At 48.5% G+C, this 17,149-nt stretch carries 18 protein-coding genes and 1 tRNA gene; 12 read left to right on the top strand and 7 right to left on the bottom strand.

Annotation, left to right across the window (positions count from 1 at the left end):
* The first annotated feature begins 9 nt into the window (after positions 1 to 9).
* Positions 10 to 1,014 (top strand): phenylalanine--tRNA ligase subunit alpha, encoded by a 1,005-nt coding sequence (gene pheS, locus S7335_RS03500; protein ID WP_006454381.1) that lies wholly within the window; start codon positions 10 to 12, stop codon positions 1,012 to 1,014.
* Positions 1,015 to 1,040: 26 nt separating this feature from the next.
* Here the strand turns inward: pheS and S7335_RS03495 are convergent, their stop codons facing one another.
* The 3 genes from S7335_RS03495 to msrP all read right to left on the bottom strand — a co-directional run bounded on the left by S7335_RS03495 (position 1,041) and on the right by msrP (position 2,721).
* A complete protein-coding gene (locus S7335_RS03495) occupies positions 1,041 to 1,244 on the bottom strand; it encodes a hypothetical protein (RefSeq protein WP_006455160.1) in 204 nt (67 codons plus the stop codon).
* Between the two features lie 159 nt (positions 1,245 to 1,403).
* A complete protein-coding gene (locus S7335_RS03490) occupies positions 1,404 to 1,631 on the bottom strand; it encodes a hypothetical protein (RefSeq protein WP_006455498.1) in 228 nt (75 codons plus the stop codon).
* A gap of 82 nt (positions 1,632 to 1,713) precedes the next feature.
* A complete protein-coding gene (gene msrP, locus S7335_RS03485) occupies positions 1,714 to 2,721 on the bottom strand; it encodes a protein-methionine-sulfoxide reductase catalytic subunit MsrP (protein WP_006455646.1) in 1,008 nt (335 codons plus the stop codon).
* 184 nt (positions 2,722 to 2,905) lie between these two features.
* On the opposite strand from msrP, the gene S7335_RS03480 reads away from it, so the two are divergent.
* On the top strand, positions 2,906 to 3,820 hold the full coding sequence (locus S7335_RS03480; RefSeq protein WP_050765761.1) for a DUF72 domain-containing protein: 915 nt from the start codon (positions 2,906 to 2,908) through the stop codon (positions 3,818 to 3,820).
* Positions 3,821 to 3,861: 41 nt separating this feature from the next.
* Here S7335_RS03480 and pdxA read toward each other — a convergent pair whose 3' ends face one another.
* On the bottom strand, positions 3,862 to 5,037 hold the full coding sequence (gene pdxA / locus S7335_RS03475; RefSeq protein ID WP_006455304.1) for a 4-hydroxythreonine-4-phosphate dehydrogenase PdxA: 1,176 nt from the start codon (positions 5,035 to 5,037) through the stop codon (positions 3,862 to 3,864).
* 73 nt (positions 5,038 to 5,110) lie between these two features.
* Here pdxA and S7335_RS26605 point away from each other — a divergent pair, with 73 nt between their 5' ends.
* The 5 genes from S7335_RS26605 to cysK all read left to right on the top strand — a co-directional run bounded on the left by S7335_RS26605 (position 5,111) and on the right by cysK (position 10,543).
* Positions 5,111 to 5,215 (top strand): PetM family cytochrome b6-f complex subunit 7, encoded by a 105-nt coding sequence (locus S7335_RS26605; protein ID WP_071776904.1) that lies wholly within the window; start codon positions 5,111 to 5,113, stop codon positions 5,213 to 5,215.
* Positions 5,216 to 5,353: 138 nt separating this feature from the next.
* A complete protein-coding gene (locus S7335_RS03470; protein ID WP_006457559.1) occupies positions 5,354 to 6,316 on the top strand; it encodes an SDR family oxidoreductase in 963 nt (320 codons plus the stop codon).
* Positions 6,317 to 7,277: 961 nt separating this feature from the next.
* Positions 7,278 to 8,828 carry an iron uptake porin gene (locus S7335_RS03465; RefSeq protein ID WP_006456559.1) on the top strand — a complete coding sequence of 517 codons (1,551 nt, stop codon included), beginning with the start codon at positions 7,278 to 7,280 and terminating at the stop codon, positions 8,826 to 8,828.
* Between the two features lie 222 nt (positions 8,829 to 9,050).
* Complete coding sequence (locus tag S7335_RS03460) at positions 9,051 to 9,485, top strand: Rrf2 family transcriptional regulator (protein ID WP_038015550.1); 435 nt, start codon at positions 9,051 to 9,053, stop codon at positions 9,483 to 9,485.
* Positions 9,486 to 9,595: 110 nt separating this feature from the next.
* Positions 9,596 to 10,543 (top strand): cysteine synthase A, encoded by a 948-nt coding sequence (gene cysK, locus S7335_RS03455; RefSeq protein WP_006454263.1) that lies wholly within the window; start codon positions 9,596 to 9,598, stop codon positions 10,541 to 10,543.
* 306 nt (positions 10,544 to 10,849) lie between these two features.
* Here cysK and S7335_RS03450 read toward each other — a convergent pair.
* The 3 genes from S7335_RS03450 to S7335_RS26600 all read right to left on the bottom strand — a co-directional run bounded on the left by S7335_RS03450 (position 10,850) and on the right by S7335_RS26600 (position 11,866).
* Positions 10,850 to 10,922, bottom strand: a tRNA-Phe gene (locus tag S7335_RS03450).
* Positions 10,923 to 11,125: 203 nt separating this feature from the next.
* Entirely contained in the window at positions 11,126 to 11,563 is a 438-nt protein-coding gene (locus S7335_RS03445) for a PPC domain-containing protein (protein WP_006456045.1), read from the bottom strand.
* A gap of 78 nt (positions 11,564 to 11,641) precedes the next feature.
* Positions 11,642 to 11,866: a hypothetical protein gene (locus S7335_RS26600; protein ID WP_006456959.1), complete on the bottom strand. Its 225-nt coding sequence runs from the start codon at positions 11,864 to 11,866 to the stop codon at positions 11,642 to 11,644.
* 202 nt (positions 11,867 to 12,068) lie between these two features.
* Between S7335_RS26600 and S7335_RS03440 the strand changes: the two genes are divergently transcribed.
* The 5 genes from S7335_RS03440 (at position 12,069) to S7335_RS03420 (ending at position 17,147) form a co-directional block, all read left to right on the top strand.
* Positions 12,069 to 12,572 (top strand): DUF4112 domain-containing protein, encoded by a 504-nt coding sequence (locus tag S7335_RS03440; RefSeq protein ID WP_006456656.1) that lies wholly within the window; start codon positions 12,069 to 12,071, stop codon positions 12,570 to 12,572.
* A 195-nt stretch (positions 12,573 to 12,767) separates the two neighbouring features.
* Complete coding sequence (locus S7335_RS03435) at positions 12,768 to 13,925, top strand: hypothetical protein (RefSeq protein ID WP_006455983.1); 1,158 nt, start codon at positions 12,768 to 12,770, stop codon at positions 13,923 to 13,925.
* Positions 13,926 to 14,155: 230 nt separating this feature from the next.
* Positions 14,156 to 14,851: an aldehyde oxygenase (deformylating) gene (locus S7335_RS03430; protein ID WP_006456582.1), complete on the top strand. Its 696-nt coding sequence runs from the start codon at positions 14,156 to 14,158 to the stop codon at positions 14,849 to 14,851.
* A 207-nt stretch (positions 14,852 to 15,058) separates the two neighbouring features.
* Complete coding sequence (locus tag S7335_RS03425; RefSeq protein ID WP_006457699.1) at positions 15,059 to 16,078, top strand: long-chain acyl-[acyl-carrier-protein] reductase; 1,020 nt, start codon at positions 15,059 to 15,061, stop codon at positions 16,076 to 16,078.
* A 94-nt stretch (positions 16,079 to 16,172) separates the two neighbouring features.
* Positions 16,173 to 17,147, top strand: coding sequence for an acetyl-CoA carboxylase carboxyltransferase subunit alpha (locus tag S7335_RS03420; protein WP_006456266.1), 975 nt, complete (start codon positions 16,173 to 16,175; stop codon positions 17,145 to 17,147).
* Positions 17,148 to 17,149: the final 2 nt, after the last annotated feature.

The raw sequence follows: 17,149 nt of genomic DNA, 5'->3' as shown, positions 1-17,149 counted from the left end.
GGAGTAGCCGTGAGCGCCACCACCTCAACCGAAATCGAATCTCAGCTCAGTGCCGTCCAGCAGAGTGCCATAGCAGATATTATCGCCGCTAGTAGCCTAGAAGAGGTAGAGGCAGCCCGCGTTAGATATTTAGGAAAGAAAGGTGATCTTTCTAAAGTATTAGGTGGCATGGGTAAGCTTTCAGCCAGCGAGCGGCCCAAGGTTGGCGCTACGGCAAATCAGGCTAAGAGCGCTTTGCAGTCGGCTATTGATCAGCGCAAGTCAGAGTTACAAGCTGCCGAGATGCAGGCTCAGCTAGCTGCCGAGACTATAGATGTAACGATGCCAGGTGTCTACGCGCCTCAAGGCCGAGTTCATCCAATTAATAGCATCATCGACCAAATCACTGATATCTTTGTTGGGCTTGGCTATACCGTTGCCCAAAGCCAAGAAATTGAAAGTGACTATTACAACTTTGAAGCGCTGAATTTCTTGCCAGATCATCCTGCTCGCGATATGCAAGACACGCTGTATCTACCTGGCGGTCAGCTCATGCGTACTCATACATCTAATACGCAAATTCGCTACATGGAGAATAACCAGCCACCGATGCGAGTCCTAGCTTCTGGGCGCTGCTACCGTCGCGATACAGTTGATGCGACCCACTCTGCGGTCTTTCATCAAATTGAGTTTTTTGCGGTCGATAAAGACATCACTTTCACCGACTTGCGCGGTACAGTCCAACTATTTTTGGAAGCGCTGTTTGGCGATATTGAAGTCCGTTTTCGCCCCAGTTATTTTCCCTTTACCGAGCCTTCTGCGGAAGTGGATGTTCGTTGGCAAGGTCAGTGGTTAGAGGTGATGGGCTGCGGCATGATTGATCCTAATGTGCTCAAGGCGGTGGGTTGCGACCCCGAGACTTATTCCGGGTTCGCAGCGGGCTTAGGTGTAGAGCGTTTGGCCATGGTCCAGAGTAAAATTGACGATATCAGACGCCTTTACAAGAGCGATCTGAGATTCTTGAGGCAGTTCTAGGATAGCTTTTAGGATAGCTGTCGGGTTTAGGCACTCAGGGACTTACGCAGCTTACAAGGGATGCGAATAGCCTTGATAGAAGCTCTTGAGGGCACGCTTTTGGGTGCGTGGGCAAGGTCTAGTTCGCTTAGCCCAGAGGGAATAAGCGCTTTTAGTAGATCGGTCAGTTCGTCGCCCTCGGCTGCGTAGTCAACCAGATAAGTAGTGACTGAAGATGTATCTGTATCCATAGGAACCCCGTACGGCTTTGAGTACTCTGTCGACTCATGCTTCGCTAAGCTACGTACTAAATGTTCCCAGTAGGTGATGTTTGTATCTGTGTAATTACATGGATATACGTAGATATATCAAGTCTGGCAAGTCTATGCCTGCAGCAAAGCGTCTAGGTGTTATTGCCAATCGAAGTGAGTGTGTATCCATTTCTTAGCCTGGGCGATCGCGCGTTCTGGGCTATCTGCTCTCGGTACAGCCACGGCGCTGCCAGTGTCGTAGGTTACCCAAGCTGAATAGATCTGTTGCTCGTGGTGCGTAGACTTGGTTACCTCAACTTTCATCCCTCGGTAGATGAAAGCCCAGGTAACTGCTGGATAATCAGGAATAGCGATGTGCTCATGCATAGTGGCCCCTCTCAATAAAAAGTATCTTAGTCACGTTAGTCAGTCACATCAGACATCTAGTCACATCAGACATCTAGTCACATCAGACATACAGCTTGGCAACATAATCACCATACCCGTTGTACAAGCGGGTAGGCTGCTTTTCCCAATCCCAATCGTTGCCTTCGCCCATCAAGCGTTCTTGAGTCTGTGACCATCTGGGATGAGGAACCTGAGGATTCACATTCGCCTCGAACCCGTATTCGTTGGGCGAAATAATGTTCCAGTAGGTCGTGGGCTGCTCAGCAACGAAGTCTATCTTGACAATGGACTTTGCGCCTTTGAACCCATATTTCCAAGGCAGCACCATCCGGATAGGCGCACCGTGCTGCTTGGGTAGCGTGCGACCATAGATACCTACCGCAAAGAAGGCCAACTCGTTTGCCATTTCTTCGATGCGTAAGCCTTCATGATAGGGCCAAGGCAGACTAGATAATGAAAGATTAGGGCCAGACATGACGCTAGGATCAAAGAAAGATTCAAACCGGACGAATTTGGCTTCAGGCTTTGGATCTACGGCTTCAATCAGCTTCTTCATGGGAAATCCTAACCACGGAACGACCATCGCCCAAGCTTCGACACAACGGAACCGATAGATTCTCTCTTCTAAGTCGAACGTGTTGAGAAGATCGTCGGCATCGTAGGTTTTGGGCTGGTTTACGAGGCCACCAACACTCAGCTTCCAGTCTTCAGAAGGAAGGGCTTGGGCTTGGCGCCAAATGTCTTTAGTTCCGCCAAATTCATAGAAGTTGTTGAATCGACTGGCATACTGCTGTTCTGTAATGGGACTATCAGCAAGTGACTCAAAATCGGGATGAGTACGAAAGTTTGAAAGCTTGCGTCCAAGCGTTGCTTCAAAGTCGTCGCGATCATCTTCACTGAGTGGGGGGCGACAGCTATTGAGGGCGATCGCGCTTCCCATGCCAATTCCTACGCCAGCCGCCGCCTTTAAGAACTGCCTTCTAGAACGCTTGCGATTATAGAAGACACTCTCAGCAGTAGCCTGATGCTCCAAGAGCTGCCACTCGGGACGAATACGAGGAAAGACCATAGTCTGTTTTTAAGATGGCGACAATTTTACTCCTAATATATAGAGGCTAGTCGGATAAATTCTGACAGTCTGCTGAGAGATAGGTACTGACAGAAAGCTTCAAGCGCTGCGTTTTCAGATCGCTTAAGCTGCGTGGGTACATAGCTAAAGCTGATAGCGGCTAAAGGTGGTAGCTAAGTGGTATATGGCTGACTTGAGTGCAGTAAAGCAAGAACCGTGGTCAGACCCGCTCAACTTTCGACTGGGCTGTGCCGTTTGGGCGTTCAAAGACTGGGTGGGTAGCTTCTATCCAGCAAAGAGTCAGCCAACAAACTTTTTGAGGCTCTATGGCGAGCGAATGTTAGGTGTAGAAGGTAATACAACCTTTTATTCGGTGCCTTCGCTAGAGGTGGTGAAGCGCTGGTCGGACAATACGCCTTCAGGCTTTCGCTTTTGTCCAAAGCTGCCTCGCCAGGTTACTCACGCGGGTCCATTGGTGGCACATTTACCAGCAGCGCAGTCTTTCTTGTCCTTGATGCAGCAAGGATTAGGTACTCGCCTAGGTCCGATTATGATTCAGCTGCCGCCAAGCTATTCTCCGGCTGCATTTAACGATCTAAAGAACTTTCTAGAAGCTTTGTCCAAAGAGTCTACGCCAGTGGCCGTAGAAGTGCGGCACCTAGATTGGTTTCGGCCACCCTTCGTAGATCGACTGAGAGTGCTATTGACAACTCTAAATGTAGGCCAGGTATTGCTAGATAGCCGGATGATGTACGTTCATGAAGACGAAGGTGATATCGATCCGCAAATGTACTCTACTCGGCGAAAGCCAAAGGTTCCTTTGCAGCCCCAAGTAACGAGCGACTTCGCAATTGTTCGCTACATCAGCCATCCACACATAGTCCGCAATCAGGGCTATCTAGCGGAGTGGGTAAGCAAAGTTGACGAATGGCTGAGCATCGGGACGCAGGTTTACTTTTTTGTACACTGCCCGATGGAAGTAGAGTCGCCTAGAGTCGCTCGGCATTTTCAAACGATGTTAGAAGCCGCAAACGTGAAGGTACCCCCTTTGCCTTGGATGCACTTAGAGCAGCCTCTAGAGCAGTTACGCTTGTTTTGAGTACCTGTCTAGAGCACTTCTGAGCACTCTTGATTTTTGAGCTATTGCGATTTCCGTAGGCGCTGAGTGGCCAGTTCAATCGCTAAGTCCAACGCAGCTTCTGTACTTTGCGGACGAGCGAGTCCTTTTCCCACAATGTCAAAAGCGGTTCCGTGGTCAGGCGACGTGCGAATGAAGGGTAGTCCGATGGTCGTGTTGACAGCTAGATCAAAGGCAAGCAGTTTGACTGGTATTAACCCCTGGTCGTGGTAAAGCGCTAGGTAGCCATCGTGTGCTCTGTGTTGATGGCTGTTCGAGTCAGTACTCGAACCATGCCAAGCTTGGCCAGGGTTGACCCACATTGTATCTGGCGGAATCGGCCCGTCTAATTGGATATGAGTAAATCGCTGCTGTTGGTCTTTGATCCACGGAATTAGCCAGTCTTGTTCTTCTGTGCCTAGCTGCCCTTGTTCGCCGCTATGAGGATTTAAGCCTGCGATCGCAATTCTAGCCTCATTCAATCCGAAGTCATTTTGCAAACAATCGATCAAAAGCTCTAGCTTAGCGGTCATTACTTCAGGCGTTAGCGCCTGCGGAACTGCTTGCAATGGGATGTGTGTGGTTGCTAGCAATGTTCTCAAGAGCCAGCCATTTTGGGGCGATTTAGCAACGAATAGCATGCCGAATCGATGCGTATTTGACATCTCTGCGAGCAGTTCGGTCTGCCCGGGATAATTGTGCCCCGCTGCTAGCCAGGCTGACTTGGCAATTGGAGCGGTAACAATGCCATCGAACTCACCTTTCAAGGTGCGAGCGATCGCGCTCTCCAAAGTCCGAAAGCTAATCTCTCCACTGTTGATGCTTTCCAGTCCTGGAATAATGCTAGCGGTAATCGCCGATGGCACGTCAGCATCTACATCAATAAACGCCAGACTATCCGGCTCAATAAGGTGAGGATGAGCGGCAACGAGACGGGTGTAGGTGTTTTGAAACAGACGACGACTGCCAATCACAGAGATATCTGCGCGCGCTAGAAAGGTTGGATTACTCAGGGCTTTAATCACAACTTCTGGACCGATACCTGCCGGATCGCCCAAAGTGACCACAAGCCTAGGTTTTCGTGAAGGATGGGTTGAGGGAGGATCGATTAAGGGCACAGCTAGCTGACTGTGAGGACTCTTCGAGTGAGAGGGCTTCGAACAAGAGGGATTGAGTGCGGTTGTCGATACCGATGTCATGAGGGGTTCCAAAACGCTCTAAAATGGGCCTGATATTCAGAGATATTCACGATAGAACAGGAGATAGTTGCACATGGGCGGCGAAATTTTTTCTACAGCAGTGTTGGTATTTGGCATGATTCTAGTTGGCCTTAGCGTTGGCTTCTTAATGCTCAAAGTACAAGGCGGAGAAGAATAGTTATTTACCTTTACACGCATGAAGTTCGTCTCTGAAAAAGATAGGACTGACTCACACTCGATTCAGTCCTGAGATATTTGTGTCAGCGACGACTTCTGCTAGACTGAGAAGCATATTAAGTTTTGTTTACCTTAACTCATGGTCTTATTAGTCGTTGGCGCAACTGGCACTTTAGGCAGGCAGATCGTTCGCCGAGCTCTAGATGAAGGCTATGAAGTTAAGTGTCTGGTTCGGAACTTTCAAAAAGCGAGCTTTCTTAGAGAGTGGGGCGCCCAACTTGTTAAGGCAGACCTGACTGGTCCAGGTAGTTTGCCGCCCTGCTTTGAAAATGTAGACGCCGTTATCGATGCTGCGACTTCTCGCCCTGCGGAGAAAGAGGGCATTTATGACGTCGATTGGCACGGTAAGGTGGCGCTGATAAAAACGGCCAAGGAAGCTGGAGTTGAACGTTTTATATTCTTTTCTATTCTAGGCGCAGGTGAGTATCCTAACGTGCCGTTGATGGAGATTAAGGAATGCGTCGAAGCTTTTCTCAAAGAATCAGGATTGAACTACACCATTTTTAGGCCCTGTGGCTTCATGCAAGGGTTAGTGGGACAGTACGCTATTCCCATACTAGAAAGGCAGTCCGTTTGGGTAATGGGCGAAGCTGGTCCTATCGCATACATGAATAGTCAAGACATTGCTAAGTTTGCAGTCAAAGCGCTGAAGCTACCTGCGGCTGAAAATAAGACTTTCCCATTAGCTGGCCCTAGGGCCTGGGGTGCCTACGAAATCATCAGACTGTGTGAGCGTCTTTCTGAACAGAATGCCAATGTCTCTAATATGCCGCCAGCGCTGCTAAGAGGTGCTCGTAACCTAGCGGCTTTCTTCCAGTGGACTTGGGACTTGGCCGATCGCCTAGCGTTTACAGAAGTGAGTGCTAGTGGCAACACTATGGATGCGCCGATGGCAGAGGTCTATGAAACGTTTGAGATCGACAAAAGCGAGATTACGATGTTAGAGGACTACTTGCAAGAGTACTTCACTCGCATCATGAAGAAACTCAAGGAGCTAGACTTTGAGAGTGGTCGCGACGCTAAGAAAAAGGTGCCGTTCTAAGTTGGGTTCAGTTCAGCACTGCTTTCATCGATCCAGCTTCAAGGCACTTTTTATGCACACTTTTATAGGGACGTGCTATCTTTGTAGCCAAGCAGTCAAGGCTGCTTGTCCACTAAACAAAATCCGTTTAGGAATACAGGAGGTGATGCCCATGAACGTTAGTGATATGCGCGTGGGTCTTCAGGTTGATGTAAGCCGGCTGTGTGCCGGGGCTGTCCTCTAGGACTCGCTAAAACATCAGTTCTAGCTAAGGTGCAAGGGGTTCCTCCCGGCGGTTTGGTTTTGACCTGAAGATCCGACTAGACCGCTCCTACCAAAAGACATTTGCTCAGTTTCTGCAGCGAAAGTCTACGGGTAGGAGCGGATAGTTTTTTAAAGAGAAAATCTCTTCATATTGAGCTGATGCCTAAAAGCTCCTTTAAGAGTCTTACAATTCCTCACCTATGATTATCTGAACTTCCCTGTAGACTCTGTTGAAAAATGGAGAACAACAATTACGACGTGCGCTCATATTGAGCCGGTAGAGCTACTAGCGCACATAAAGCTAGAGCGCATTGATGCGTTGGGCCTTGGATAATTTATTCTGATGGTTGCAATTCAACATGATATGTAGCGCTGTAGCCTGCGAAAATCTCTTCTTAAAGCCGTTTGCCTTGAGCTATGAATCGCTATCTGTGAGCCCATTGCAGACACTCCTCGCCTCAACAGGACCTCTTAGATAAGCATCAGGTAATAGATAGAATGGCTGGTTCGATGACAGCCGTCTGGACAGACGCTAATAAAAAGTGTCTAAAAAGTGTCCTTAGGGATTGTATCTGGCCAAATAGATCTGTTAGCATTGCCGATAAGTTGAAGAAGTATTGGTATGCAAGTTCTTTAGTGCCTGTATTCGATGCCATCCTTCAGCCTGGCAAACAGGGTCAAACTTTTTTGCTTATTAGTGTGAGGAATAAGAGAAAAAATGAAAAATTTGAAAGCATTGCTTGCCGTGCCCGCTGCTTTCGGTGCAGTTCTAGCTGTATCCGGTAATGCCGTAGCCGCAGAGAGTCTAGTTGAAAGTGCCGCTGTTGAAAGCTTTGACGTTGAAGCTACAGATACAGAAGTAGTGGTTGCAGAGCCTATTCAGCTCGCACAGGTTACCAGCGTTTCTGAACTGTCAGATGTACGCGCAGGCGACTGGGCGTTCACAGCGCTACAGCGCTTGGTAGAAGAGTATGGCTGTCTAGAAGGCTACCCCGACCGTACCTTCCGTGGTAACCGCGCCATGACTCGCTATGAGTTTGCCGCTGGTTTGAACGCATGCTTAGACGTCGTCATCCAGCTCATTGGCGGTGGTGACATTGATGGTGTTCAGCGTTTGCAAGAAGAGTTTGCAGCCGAGCTAGCTACCCTTCGCGGTCGTACAGATTTGCTAGAAGCTGACGTAGCAGAGCTAGAGGCGAATCAGTTCTCTACGACTACTAAGTTGCGTGGTCAGTTAGACGCCAATCTAGTTGTTCCTTTCGGTGATACTACAGAAATCGCAGACGGTACTGCTCTAGATGGTGGTCCTTCTGAAGCGCTTGAAGCTGGCGATGGCAACGTCGGTGGTGAAGAAGCTGATGCTACGTTTGATTACCGTGCTCGTCTAAACTTCGATACTAGCTTTACTGGCGAAGATAGACTGCGTATTCGTTTGCAGGCGTCTGACGATGCAGGAGCACTAGCCAACACAGAGGGTGGTTTGGCTAGTCAGAGCGGTCCAATAGCTGGTGTTGATGACAACCTTGGTCTAGACGATGTTTTCTACAGCTTTCCCATTGGCAACCGCTTTAGCGGTATCGTCGCAGCGAACAGCATTGTAACCGACGACTTCGTTACTAGCACTATCGTTCCTTTTGATGGCCCTGCTGTAGCTGATGCTAGTGGCCCCGAATTCTACGACCTCTATCAGGGTGGTGACGCATTTGGTGCAGGTGTGAACATTGCGTTCACTGATAACCTTGTTCTAGACCTTGGCTACTCTACTGATACTGGTAACGTCAACCGTGGCTTCGATGAGGCAGGCGATCTCATCGATCCAGATGATACTGGCTTGTTCAACAACTATAGCTACATCGCTCAGCTAAACTTCCTCACTGATGGTTTCATTGACGCAGCTGTTGCTTACATCGATGGTGACCAAGATGGTGAGGGCTCTCCTGAGTACACTGTTGCTGGTTTGGTTAACCTAGACTTCGGTCGTGTTCAAGTTGCTGGTCACTATGCTTACACACCTGCTGAAGGGGATGGTGATCTCGATTCCTACGGTGGTGGTATTAACTTCCCTGAGCTGTTTGGTGGCAATCTAGGTGCTTATGCAGCGATTTCTCCAAACGTGGACCGCGACCCTCTCTTGGTTGAGGCTTACTACGAGCTAGCTCTTAATGAGTATTTCACTCTCACACCCGCTGTTATCTATGCGGACAACGACTCTGATATCGGTGATGATGATAACTTCTACGGCGCACTCCGTGCAACCTTCAGGTTCTAAACTTCTAGGGGCCTCTAATCCCTAAAGAACCATCTGAAGAAGTAACAAAGAAACAGAAAAGACCTTGCGAATCCGTGAGGTCTTTTTTGTTGTCTTTTCTAAAGAAACAATCCCCACCGTGGAACCGGAGTATACTGAATGTACTGGCTAGACGGGTTACACCATCTGTTGATTGGATGTCTGACTTGTTTGCCTAAGTAACGTTTGTCTACCTGCATCACTGTGGAACTATCCTGCAAAAGCGAGTACGCCTTGCTGGCTTTAATAGAGCTAAGCTTGCACTACAGCAAGGGAGAACCGCTAAGAATCTGTCAGATTGCAGCGCAGCAAGGTATTCCCGATCGCTATTTGGAGCAGCTATTAGCGACGCTGCGCAGAGGTGGGTTTGTGAAGAGCCAACGGGGTGCAAAGGGAGGATACTTACTTACTCGTGAACCTTGGCAGGTGTCGTTGCTAGATGTCGTGAGCTGTATTGAGGGATTTGACGCAAACGCAAGAGAGGTGAAGTCTCCGCAGACCACAGAAGGAGCAGTCGTGAGTGAGGTGTGGCAAGAGGTATGGCGTTCGGCTGAATCGGTGTTAGAAGAATACACGCTGCAAGATTTAGTCGATAAGCGCAATACGCGGCAGCAAGTAGATTTGATGTACTACATATAGTTCTATCGCCTAGTCATATTGTTGCCTACCTGTTTGTGATGTGGGAGAAACGCATAGAAGCGGCAGGTCTACCTTGCTTGATTGACGGAAGCTGTAGAGAGTGAATTGTGATGAAGATTGCGAACAGTGTGACTGAGCTGATTGGACATACCCCAATGGTGCGTTTGGCCCGGATTCCTGAAAGTGAGGGTTGTGTAGCTCAAATTGTGGTGAAGTTAGAGGGGATGAATCCATCGGCCTCCGTGAAGGATCGTATTGGCATTAGTATGATCGAAGCGGCTGAAGAAGCTGGTGATATTGTGCCAGGGAAGACGACGCTGGTAGAACCGACTTCGGGAAATACAGGAATTGCGCTGGCAATGGCAGCAGCAGCAAAAGGATACAGGCTAGTATTGACGATGCCGGAGACAATGAGTTCTGAGCGGCGGGCGATGCTGCGAGCCTACGGCGCTGAGCTAGAACTTACACCTGGAATAGAAGGAATGAGTGGCTGTATTCAGCGAGCGCAGACTTTGGTGGATACACTGCCAGATGCCTACATGCTACAGCAGTTTGATAATCCAGCGAACCCCCTAATTCATCGACGTTCGACGGCGGAAGAGATCTGGCAGGATACAGAAGGTCAGGCAGATTTTTTGGTGGCAGGCGTCGGAACGGGTGGCACGATTACAGGCGTCGGTGAGGTGATTAAGCAACGGAAGCCAAGCTTTCGCGTGATAGCAGTAGAGCCCGTAAATAGTGCTGTTCTGTCTGGAAGGATGCCTGGTCCCCACAAAATTCAAGGGATTGGAGCTGGATTTGTTCCAAAGGTGTTGAAGCAGGATTTGATAGATGAAGTCGTAACCGTAACGGATGATGAGGCGATCGCATTCGGTAGACGTCTTGCAAAAGACGAAGGTATTCTTTCGGGTATCTCTAGCGGCGCGGCTCTGTGCGCAGCGGTGAAAATTGCAAAACGGTCTGAAAACAAAGGAAAGCTGATTGTGATGATTCAGCCTAGTTTCGGCGAGCGATATTTGAGTACACCGCTGTTTCAAGATCCTAAGCCAATAGGATAGAGCGATTGAAGATTGACAAAAGCGGCTGGAGGTTTATAGTAGCCATCTGCCTTCGTATACGCTCTTAGCCCAAGAATATGCTCCTACAGTAATCTGCACTTAGCTCGCAGCCTGCTTAGGCGCTACAACCCTCTCCTACAAAGCTATAGCTTTCGCCATTTAGCTCTACACATTTTCTAGGGCTGGAACCCTTGATGTATGAAGAGCTCAGTGATCAGCAATGGCCATCACCTAGAGCTACGACCCTGAGTAAACCCGAAAATAAAGCCCTAAACCACGAGGTTCAGGGTTGCGGCAAATATGAAATGCCAGGAGGCGGACTTGAACCGCCGACACGAGGATTTTCAGTCCACTGCTCTACCAGCTGAGCTATCCCGGCTTGCGCGTTTTGCGCCTAACTAAGTTAACAAAATAGGGGGACGGTAGCAAGACAATTTTTTGGAGGTCTTTTGGCGCACATTTTGGCGCACTATGTTAGCAACTCACCCCTCGAAACGGCTCTATTGTCAACCTATTTGTGTCAACCCATTTGATCTGTCAACCGACCTAGCCTGTCACCTATTTAGCCTTGCTAACTCTTGCCTAGAATTCGATAGGACGCAGACGAGCCACCTTAATCGAAAAAGGACCAGAGCCCTCACCTGCGTAAGAACGGACGCGGATGGTGTATTTACCCGCTTCGCTAATCCGGGCAAATAGCAGAGAGTTAGTGCTCCCGTCAGGGCCATCATCGTTTTCGCTGACAGTGATGCCGTTAGCGTCCATCAGCATAACCAGCGTGTCAAACTCTTCTGAGATAGCATCAACAGTGATCTGGTCGCCAGCTTCTAGATCGACTACGTAATCTTTGGCAAAGCCACCTAGCCCGGTGGGAATATCACTGTTGGAGAGCGTGTCGTTAATTTCTCGTCCGTCTAAAGTTGGGGGGTTATATAGCTCGGCAGCAGCTTTACCCATGCCAAGACCAGTAGTGAGTAGAAAGGCCGGAACTGCGATCGCTAGAAATTTAGTTGGTTTCATAGAATTTAGCTAGGTAGCGTTAGATCAAATGGATGGGCGTTACGACCAAAGAGCGAACAGTCAGAACGTTGAGAAGAACTAGGTAGAAGGTGCGTCTTTGTAGTAATCATCGGCGGTGATACTTTCATCCTTTCCCTGTTCATTGATGCATCCTGACTTTTTGTTGTACTGACAGACTCTAGCCCATAATTTAGCTCGGCTGCCCTGTGGCCCACTAGAGAAGACAACGCGATCGCCTCCTGCTGTGCCAGTTATTATTTTGACGCTGCAAATAGGACAAGTTTGAGTAGTGGAATTTGGCATGATGCGATTAGATCGATTTGCGCTCTAGCCTAGCAAACGGACGCTAAACCATAATTTAAGAACTTTGTACATTAGTCTACTTATCTCTTTTGATCCCATGCCCTTGTGGTAAAGATCATATCCTCAGAGTGAAGGTTTGAGTAATTGATTAGGCTACCTTTGCAGCACATAGCAGCCGATACAAGAAGTCCTAATTGCTTTTATGTCTCTTCCTTCAGATAAGTCTTCTATACACAAAGCTGACGTCACGACTGCTTCTCTTAAACGCCTGCAGCGAATGAGCCATCTCTTAGATAAGGCGATCGCAATTCCTGGCTCAGGTATTCGAGTCGGCCTCGATCCAATTCTGGGATTGCTGCCAGGAGGAGGTGATGTAGTAACGGGCTTACTCTCTGTCTATATTGTATTTGAGGCGGCCAAGATGGGTCTACCTGCCCAGACACTAGGACGAATGGGCTGCAATATTCTCCTCGATGTACTCAGTGGAATGGTGCCTGTGCTGGGGGATTTATTCGACGTGGGTTGGAAGGCGAATAGTCAGAATGTGGCACTGATAGAAAAACATATGGCTGCGCCTGTGCCGAGCCGAGCCGCGGATAAGATATTTTCAATTGTAGTCATTGTGGGACTTGTATCGCTGGTTATTGGGATGGCTGCGGTATCTATCTGGGTTGCTGGCCAAGTGTGGACGCTACTTTTTCGATAGGGGTTTCCTTGTTGTACTTACTCGCGTTGTACTGAACTAAGGTTGTCTGTCACGGCAACCGTCATAGTGGGTCATCAGTAAACTAGTCATCAGCGTTGGGGATAAGCGCATGTCATAATAATTCGGCTTCTTTTTCGCTAAGGTTATCTTTTCCTGATTCCCTTAGCCGATTCTTTTTTCGTGATAGGTATTTCAATGACGATCGCTGAGCAGTTTACCGTAGATATTTCTGAGTCAGATCAATCAGTAGATTTAGGAATTGCGGTACCAGCAGCCGATAGCGACTTATCAGATTATGAGTTCCACCAGCGAGTAGAAGTGGCTTGGCAAGTTTGCGATCGCTTCGATTTGCAAACTGACATTTGGCGGGGGCGAATTTTGCGAGCAGTCCGCGATCGCGAAAAAAGAGGTGCTTCCAACGGCGCTAATCGTCTTTCTAATAGCAATTCCAAGGTCCCTGACTCGACATCTCCACAATCGAAAGGTAGCGTTGGCTTTCTCAACTGGTTAAAAGACAGAGACTTGAGCAAAAGCCAAGCCTACGTCTTGATTGATCTGGCCAACAGCGCCGACCAAATGCTAGAAGATGGTCTGATCGAAACTCAAGATGTCAACCGTTTCAGCAAGCGCGCCTTTCTAGAGACGGCTCAGGCTTCTCCAGAGGTACAGCAAATAGTGAGTGATGCCGCCCGCCGAGGCGACCAGATCACCCGCAAAGAAGTTCGCAACTTGACAGACGAATGGACTGCTATGAACTCGGATCTAGTCCCTGAGTCTGTTCGTGCCAAGGTTAGCGATCAGACCATTCCAACTCGCTATCTAACGCCGATGGTGCGCGAGATGGAAAAACTCCCGCAGAGCCATCAACAGAGCTTAAAAAACGAAGTTGACGAAAACCCTGATATCGATACCCTCAAGCAGGTTACTGCTGAGGCTAAATATTTATCTCGCTACATAGAAGCCGCTGGGCAAGTGCAGGCGCTAGACCCTGAGCGCGTAGACTTAGAGCTAGCCCTGGATGAAGCGCTAAGAATTGGCTGTCTAAATTCCACTGCTGATCTGGTGAATCAGGCAACTCAGCTCGAGCAGGCTGCGGTCAAACTATACACTGCCTGGAAACGGATGAGTAAGCTCTCGGATCGGATATTTGTCGACAGTGGTGAGAGTACGCCTAACTTGCGATCGCTTTTAGCGGCGCTCAGTCCCCTGTGTAGTGAACTGATTGAAGTGCAGCTAGGTGAAGCCAATAGCACCACTGCTAGGCGGATAAAGTTAAGAATGCTCTCCGATGAAGCGAGTGTAGAAGATATGGCTATGAATGAAATAACGGTAGAATCGACCCCAATATCATAATTCCACCACAGCTCTAAGTTATTGCTAGAACTATTGATCGCTATATACCAATTATCGCGATCAATCAATGATTGTCATACCAGATTTCCTACCCTAGGGGCTCCTTATCTAGGACGATTCTGATAGTCTAGTAAAGACACAGATTGGTAAGAACTATTAAGAACTCTTGAGCAATCGCAATTAGAGGTCTAATAGATCAAACAAATTTAATGCAATAGGATAGTACAGCTATGCAAACCCTTGAAGTTAGCCCAGCAATGGATTTCCAAAGTGAAACCTACAAAGATGCTTACAGTCGTATTAACGCGATTGTGATTGAGGGCGAGCTCGAAGCGAACAATAACTACAAGCAGCTATCGGAGCATCTTGGTGACTTCAAGGATGATTTGCTTAAGCTGGCTCGAATGGAAAACCGTCATATGAAGGGATTTCAGGCTTGTGGTAAAAACCTCAGCGTCAACCCAGATATGCCCTTTGCAAAAGAATTCTTCGCTCAGCTCCACGATAATTTTCAAACTGCTCTTGCCGAGGGCAAAATTGTCACCTGTCTGCTGATCCAATCTTTGATCATTGAAACCTTCGCTATCTCTGCCTACAACATCTATATTCCAGTCGCAGATGACTTTGCCCGTAAGATTACAGAAGGCGTCGTCAAAGATGAGTATATGCATTTAAACTTTGGCGAAGAGTGGCTAAAGGCAAACTTTGAAGCATCCAAAGCCGAGCTAGAGACAGCAAACCGTGCCAATCTACCCTTGATCTGGAAGATGCTAAACCAGGTGGAAGAGGATGCGGCTGTTCTGGGTATGGAGAAAGATGCCTTGATCGAAGACTTTATGATCACCTACGGCGAAGCACTTGCTAACATAGGCTTTAGCGCTCGCGATGTGATGCGACTATCCGCTCAAGGGCTTGCCGCTGTGTAGTAGCCGCTTGCAAGCGACCTTAGTCAGCTTTAATGATAGGGTCGCTTTTCCCTTTCTATCGATTTAGTACTGCTTTCCTTTATCTTCCCTCCGAAGCTGGATTTTCATTTCCAGGATCTTTTGACCAGCAGGATGGAACAAAAATTAGGATGCACACGACGAAGTATCCATATTTCTTTTAACGCGTAAGACGTTAGTAACTCCTGAATGTTTGGTTTAATTGGTCATCTCACCAGCCTAGAACACGCTAAATCAGTTGCCCATAAGCTGGGCTACCCTGAATATGCGGAACAAGGCTTAGACTTTTGGTGTAGCGCCCCGCCCCAGGTTGTCGATCACTTTAAAGTGGTTAGCGCTACAGGACAGACGATCGAAGGCAAATACGTTGAGTCTTGTTTTTTGCCAGAGATGTTAGCGAACAGGCGGATTAAAGCAGCCACTCGTAAAATTCTAAATGCAATGGCTCATGCTCAAAAAGAGGGCATCAACATCACGGCGCTAGGTGGTTTTTCGTCCATCATTTTTGAGAACTTCAAGCTAGAGCAGATTAAGCGGGTTCGGAACTTAGATTTAGACTTTAGTAAGTTCACAACTGGAAACACGCATACAGCCTATGTGATCTGTAAGCAGGTAGAGGAAGCGGCTCCTAGCCTCGGCATCGATCTGAGCCAGGCGACGGTCGCAGTCTGTGGTGCAACTGGTGATATTGGGAGCGCTGTGTGTCGTTGGTTAACGGCACGTACAGGCGTTAAGAACCTGCTGCTCGTGGCTCGTAATCAAGAGCGTCTAGAAAACTTACAAGCAGATCTAAAGTTCGGTCAGGTGCAAACATTGGACGAAGCACTGCCCCAAGCGGATGTAGTGGTGTGGGTTGCCAGTATGCCCAAAGGGGTAGAAGTAGATTTGGAGACACTAAAGCAGCCTTGCTTGATGGTTGATGGTGGCTATCCAAAGAACATGGATGTGACGTTCTCGCACCCGGGTATTACAGTACTCAAAGGTGGCATCGTTGAGCACATGCTAGACATTGATTGGCACATCATGAACATTGTGAACATGGATGTGCCAGGCCGTCAGCTATTCGCCTGCTTTGCAGAGTCGATGCTGTTGGAGTTTGAAAAGCTACATACCAATTTTTCTTGGGGCCGCAATCAAATTACGTTAGAGAAGATGGATTTGATTGGAGAGGCATCTAGACGACACGGGTTTAAACCCCTGCTAACGTGATGTAGTGGTTGCTACAAATGCGATACGCTAGTACCGCTAGCTGAGCGCTAGGTTCAGCTGTTGACTGGACCCTTTATTTAGCCCTTGACTCCTTATGGTAACGACTGAACGTAGGCCAATTTTACTGGATTTTGAGAAGCCACTAGCTGAGTTAGAGTCGCGAATTGTTCAGATTCGTGAGCTAGCTGAAGATAACGATGTCGATGTGTCTGACCAGATCCATCAGCTGGAATCGCGGGCCCAGCAGCTGCGTCAGGAAATTTTTACAAGCCTAACACCAGCTCAACGAATTCAGGTAGCTCGTCATCCGCGTCGGCCCAGTACGCTGGACTATATTCAGGCCATTAGCGATGAATGGGTAGAACTACACGGCGATCGCCGTTCGGGTAAGGACGACTTGGCCTTAGTCGGCGGCATCGCTCGTTTCCAAGGCCGCCCGGTAATGATGATGGGTCATCAAAAAGGACGCGATACTAAAGACAACGTAGCGCGCAACTTTGGGATGCCAGTGCCCGGTGGCTATCGCAAGGCGATGCGGTTGATGGAGCATGCCGATCGCTTTGATATGCCGATTTTTAGCTTTATTGATACGCCAGGTGCCTGGCCAGGATTTGAAGCAGAAGAAATGGGTCAGGGCGAGGCGATCGCCTATAACTTGCGTGAGATGTTTCGCCTAGATGTACCGATTATTTGTACGGTGATTGGAGAAGGCGGCTCCGGTGGCGCTTTAGGTATCGGTGTGGGCGATCGCCTAATGATGTTTGAGCACTCGGTCTACTATGTGGCAAGTCCGGAAGCCTGCGCGTCTATTTTGTGGAAGGACGCAGCTAGATCACCGCAAGCGGCTGATGCGCTAAAGGTCACCGCCTGGGATCTTAAGAAGCTGGGCATTTTGGATCAACTACTGCCTGAACCTATTGGGGGCGCTCATGCTGCGCCGATTGAAGCGGCAGATACTCTACAGCAAGCTTTAGCACAGAATCTTAATGCCCTTTTGGATATGAGCCCAGAGCAACGACGTAATCAGCGCTATGACAAATTTCGTCAGATTGGCGTATTTTCCAGCTAGGG

This window comes from Synechococcus sp. PCC 7335 (assembly GCF_000155595.1).
Taxonomy (GTDB): Bacteria; Cyanobacteriota; Cyanobacteriia; order Phormidesmidales; family Phormidesmidaceae; genus Phormidesmis.
Note: the sequence above shows the minus strand (reverse complement) of the source record. Positions and strands in the feature narration are given on the sequence as shown.

Coding starts and splice junctions, on each gene's coding strand:
- S7335_RS03465 (WP_006456559.1), top strand. CDS start 7,278: ATGAAAAATTTGAAAGCATTGCTTGCCGTGCCCGCTGCTTTCGGTGCA.
- S7335_RS26600 (WP_006456959.1), bottom strand. CDS start 11,866: ATGCCAAATTCCACTACTCAAACTTGTCCTATTTGCAGCGTCAAAATA.
- msrP (WP_006455646.1), bottom strand. CDS start 2,721: ATGGTCTTTCCTCGTATTCGTCCCGAGTGGCAGCTCTTGGAGCATCAG.
- S7335_RS03490 (WP_006455498.1), bottom strand. CDS start 1,631: ATGCATGAGCACATCGCTATTCCTGATTATCCAGCAGTTACCTGGGCT.
- S7335_RS03445 (WP_006456045.1), bottom strand. CDS start 11,563: ATGAAACCAACTAAATTTCTAGCGATCGCAGTTCCGGCCTTTCTACTC.
- pdxA (WP_006455304.1), bottom strand. CDS start 5,037: ATGACATCGGTATCGACAACCGCACTCAATCCCTCTTGTTCGAAGCCC.
- S7335_RS03480 (WP_050765761.1), top strand. CDS start 2,906: ATGGCTGACTTGAGTGCAGTAAAGCAAGAACCGTGGTCAGACCCGCTC.
- S7335_RS03495 (WP_006455160.1), bottom strand. CDS start 1,244: ATGGATACAGATACATCTTCAGTCACTACTTATCTGGTTGACTACGCA.
- S7335_RS26605 (WP_071776904.1), top strand. CDS start 5,111: ATGGGCGGCGAAATTTTTTCTACAGCAGTGTTGGTATTTGGCATGATT.
- S7335_RS03435 (WP_006455983.1), top strand. CDS start 12,768: ATGACGATCGCTGAGCAGTTTACCGTAGATATTTCTGAGTCAGATCAA.
- S7335_RS03440 (WP_006456656.1), top strand. CDS start 12,069: ATGTCTCTTCCTTCAGATAAGTCTTCTATACACAAAGCTGACGTCACG.
- S7335_RS03425 (WP_006457699.1), top strand. CDS start 15,059: ATGTTTGGTTTAATTGGTCATCTCACCAGCCTAGAACACGCTAAATCA.
- S7335_RS03430 (WP_006456582.1), top strand. CDS start 14,156: ATGCAAACCCTTGAAGTTAGCCCAGCAATGGATTTCCAAAGTGAAACC.
- S7335_RS03420 (WP_006456266.1), top strand. CDS start 16,173: ATGGTAACGACTGAACGTAGGCCAATTTTACTGGATTTTGAGAAGCCA.
- S7335_RS03470 (WP_006457559.1), top strand. CDS start 5,354: ATGGTCTTATTAGTCGTTGGCGCAACTGGCACTTTAGGCAGGCAGATC.
- cysK (WP_006454263.1), top strand. CDS start 9,596: ATGAAGATTGCGAACAGTGTGACTGAGCTGATTGGACATACCCCAATG.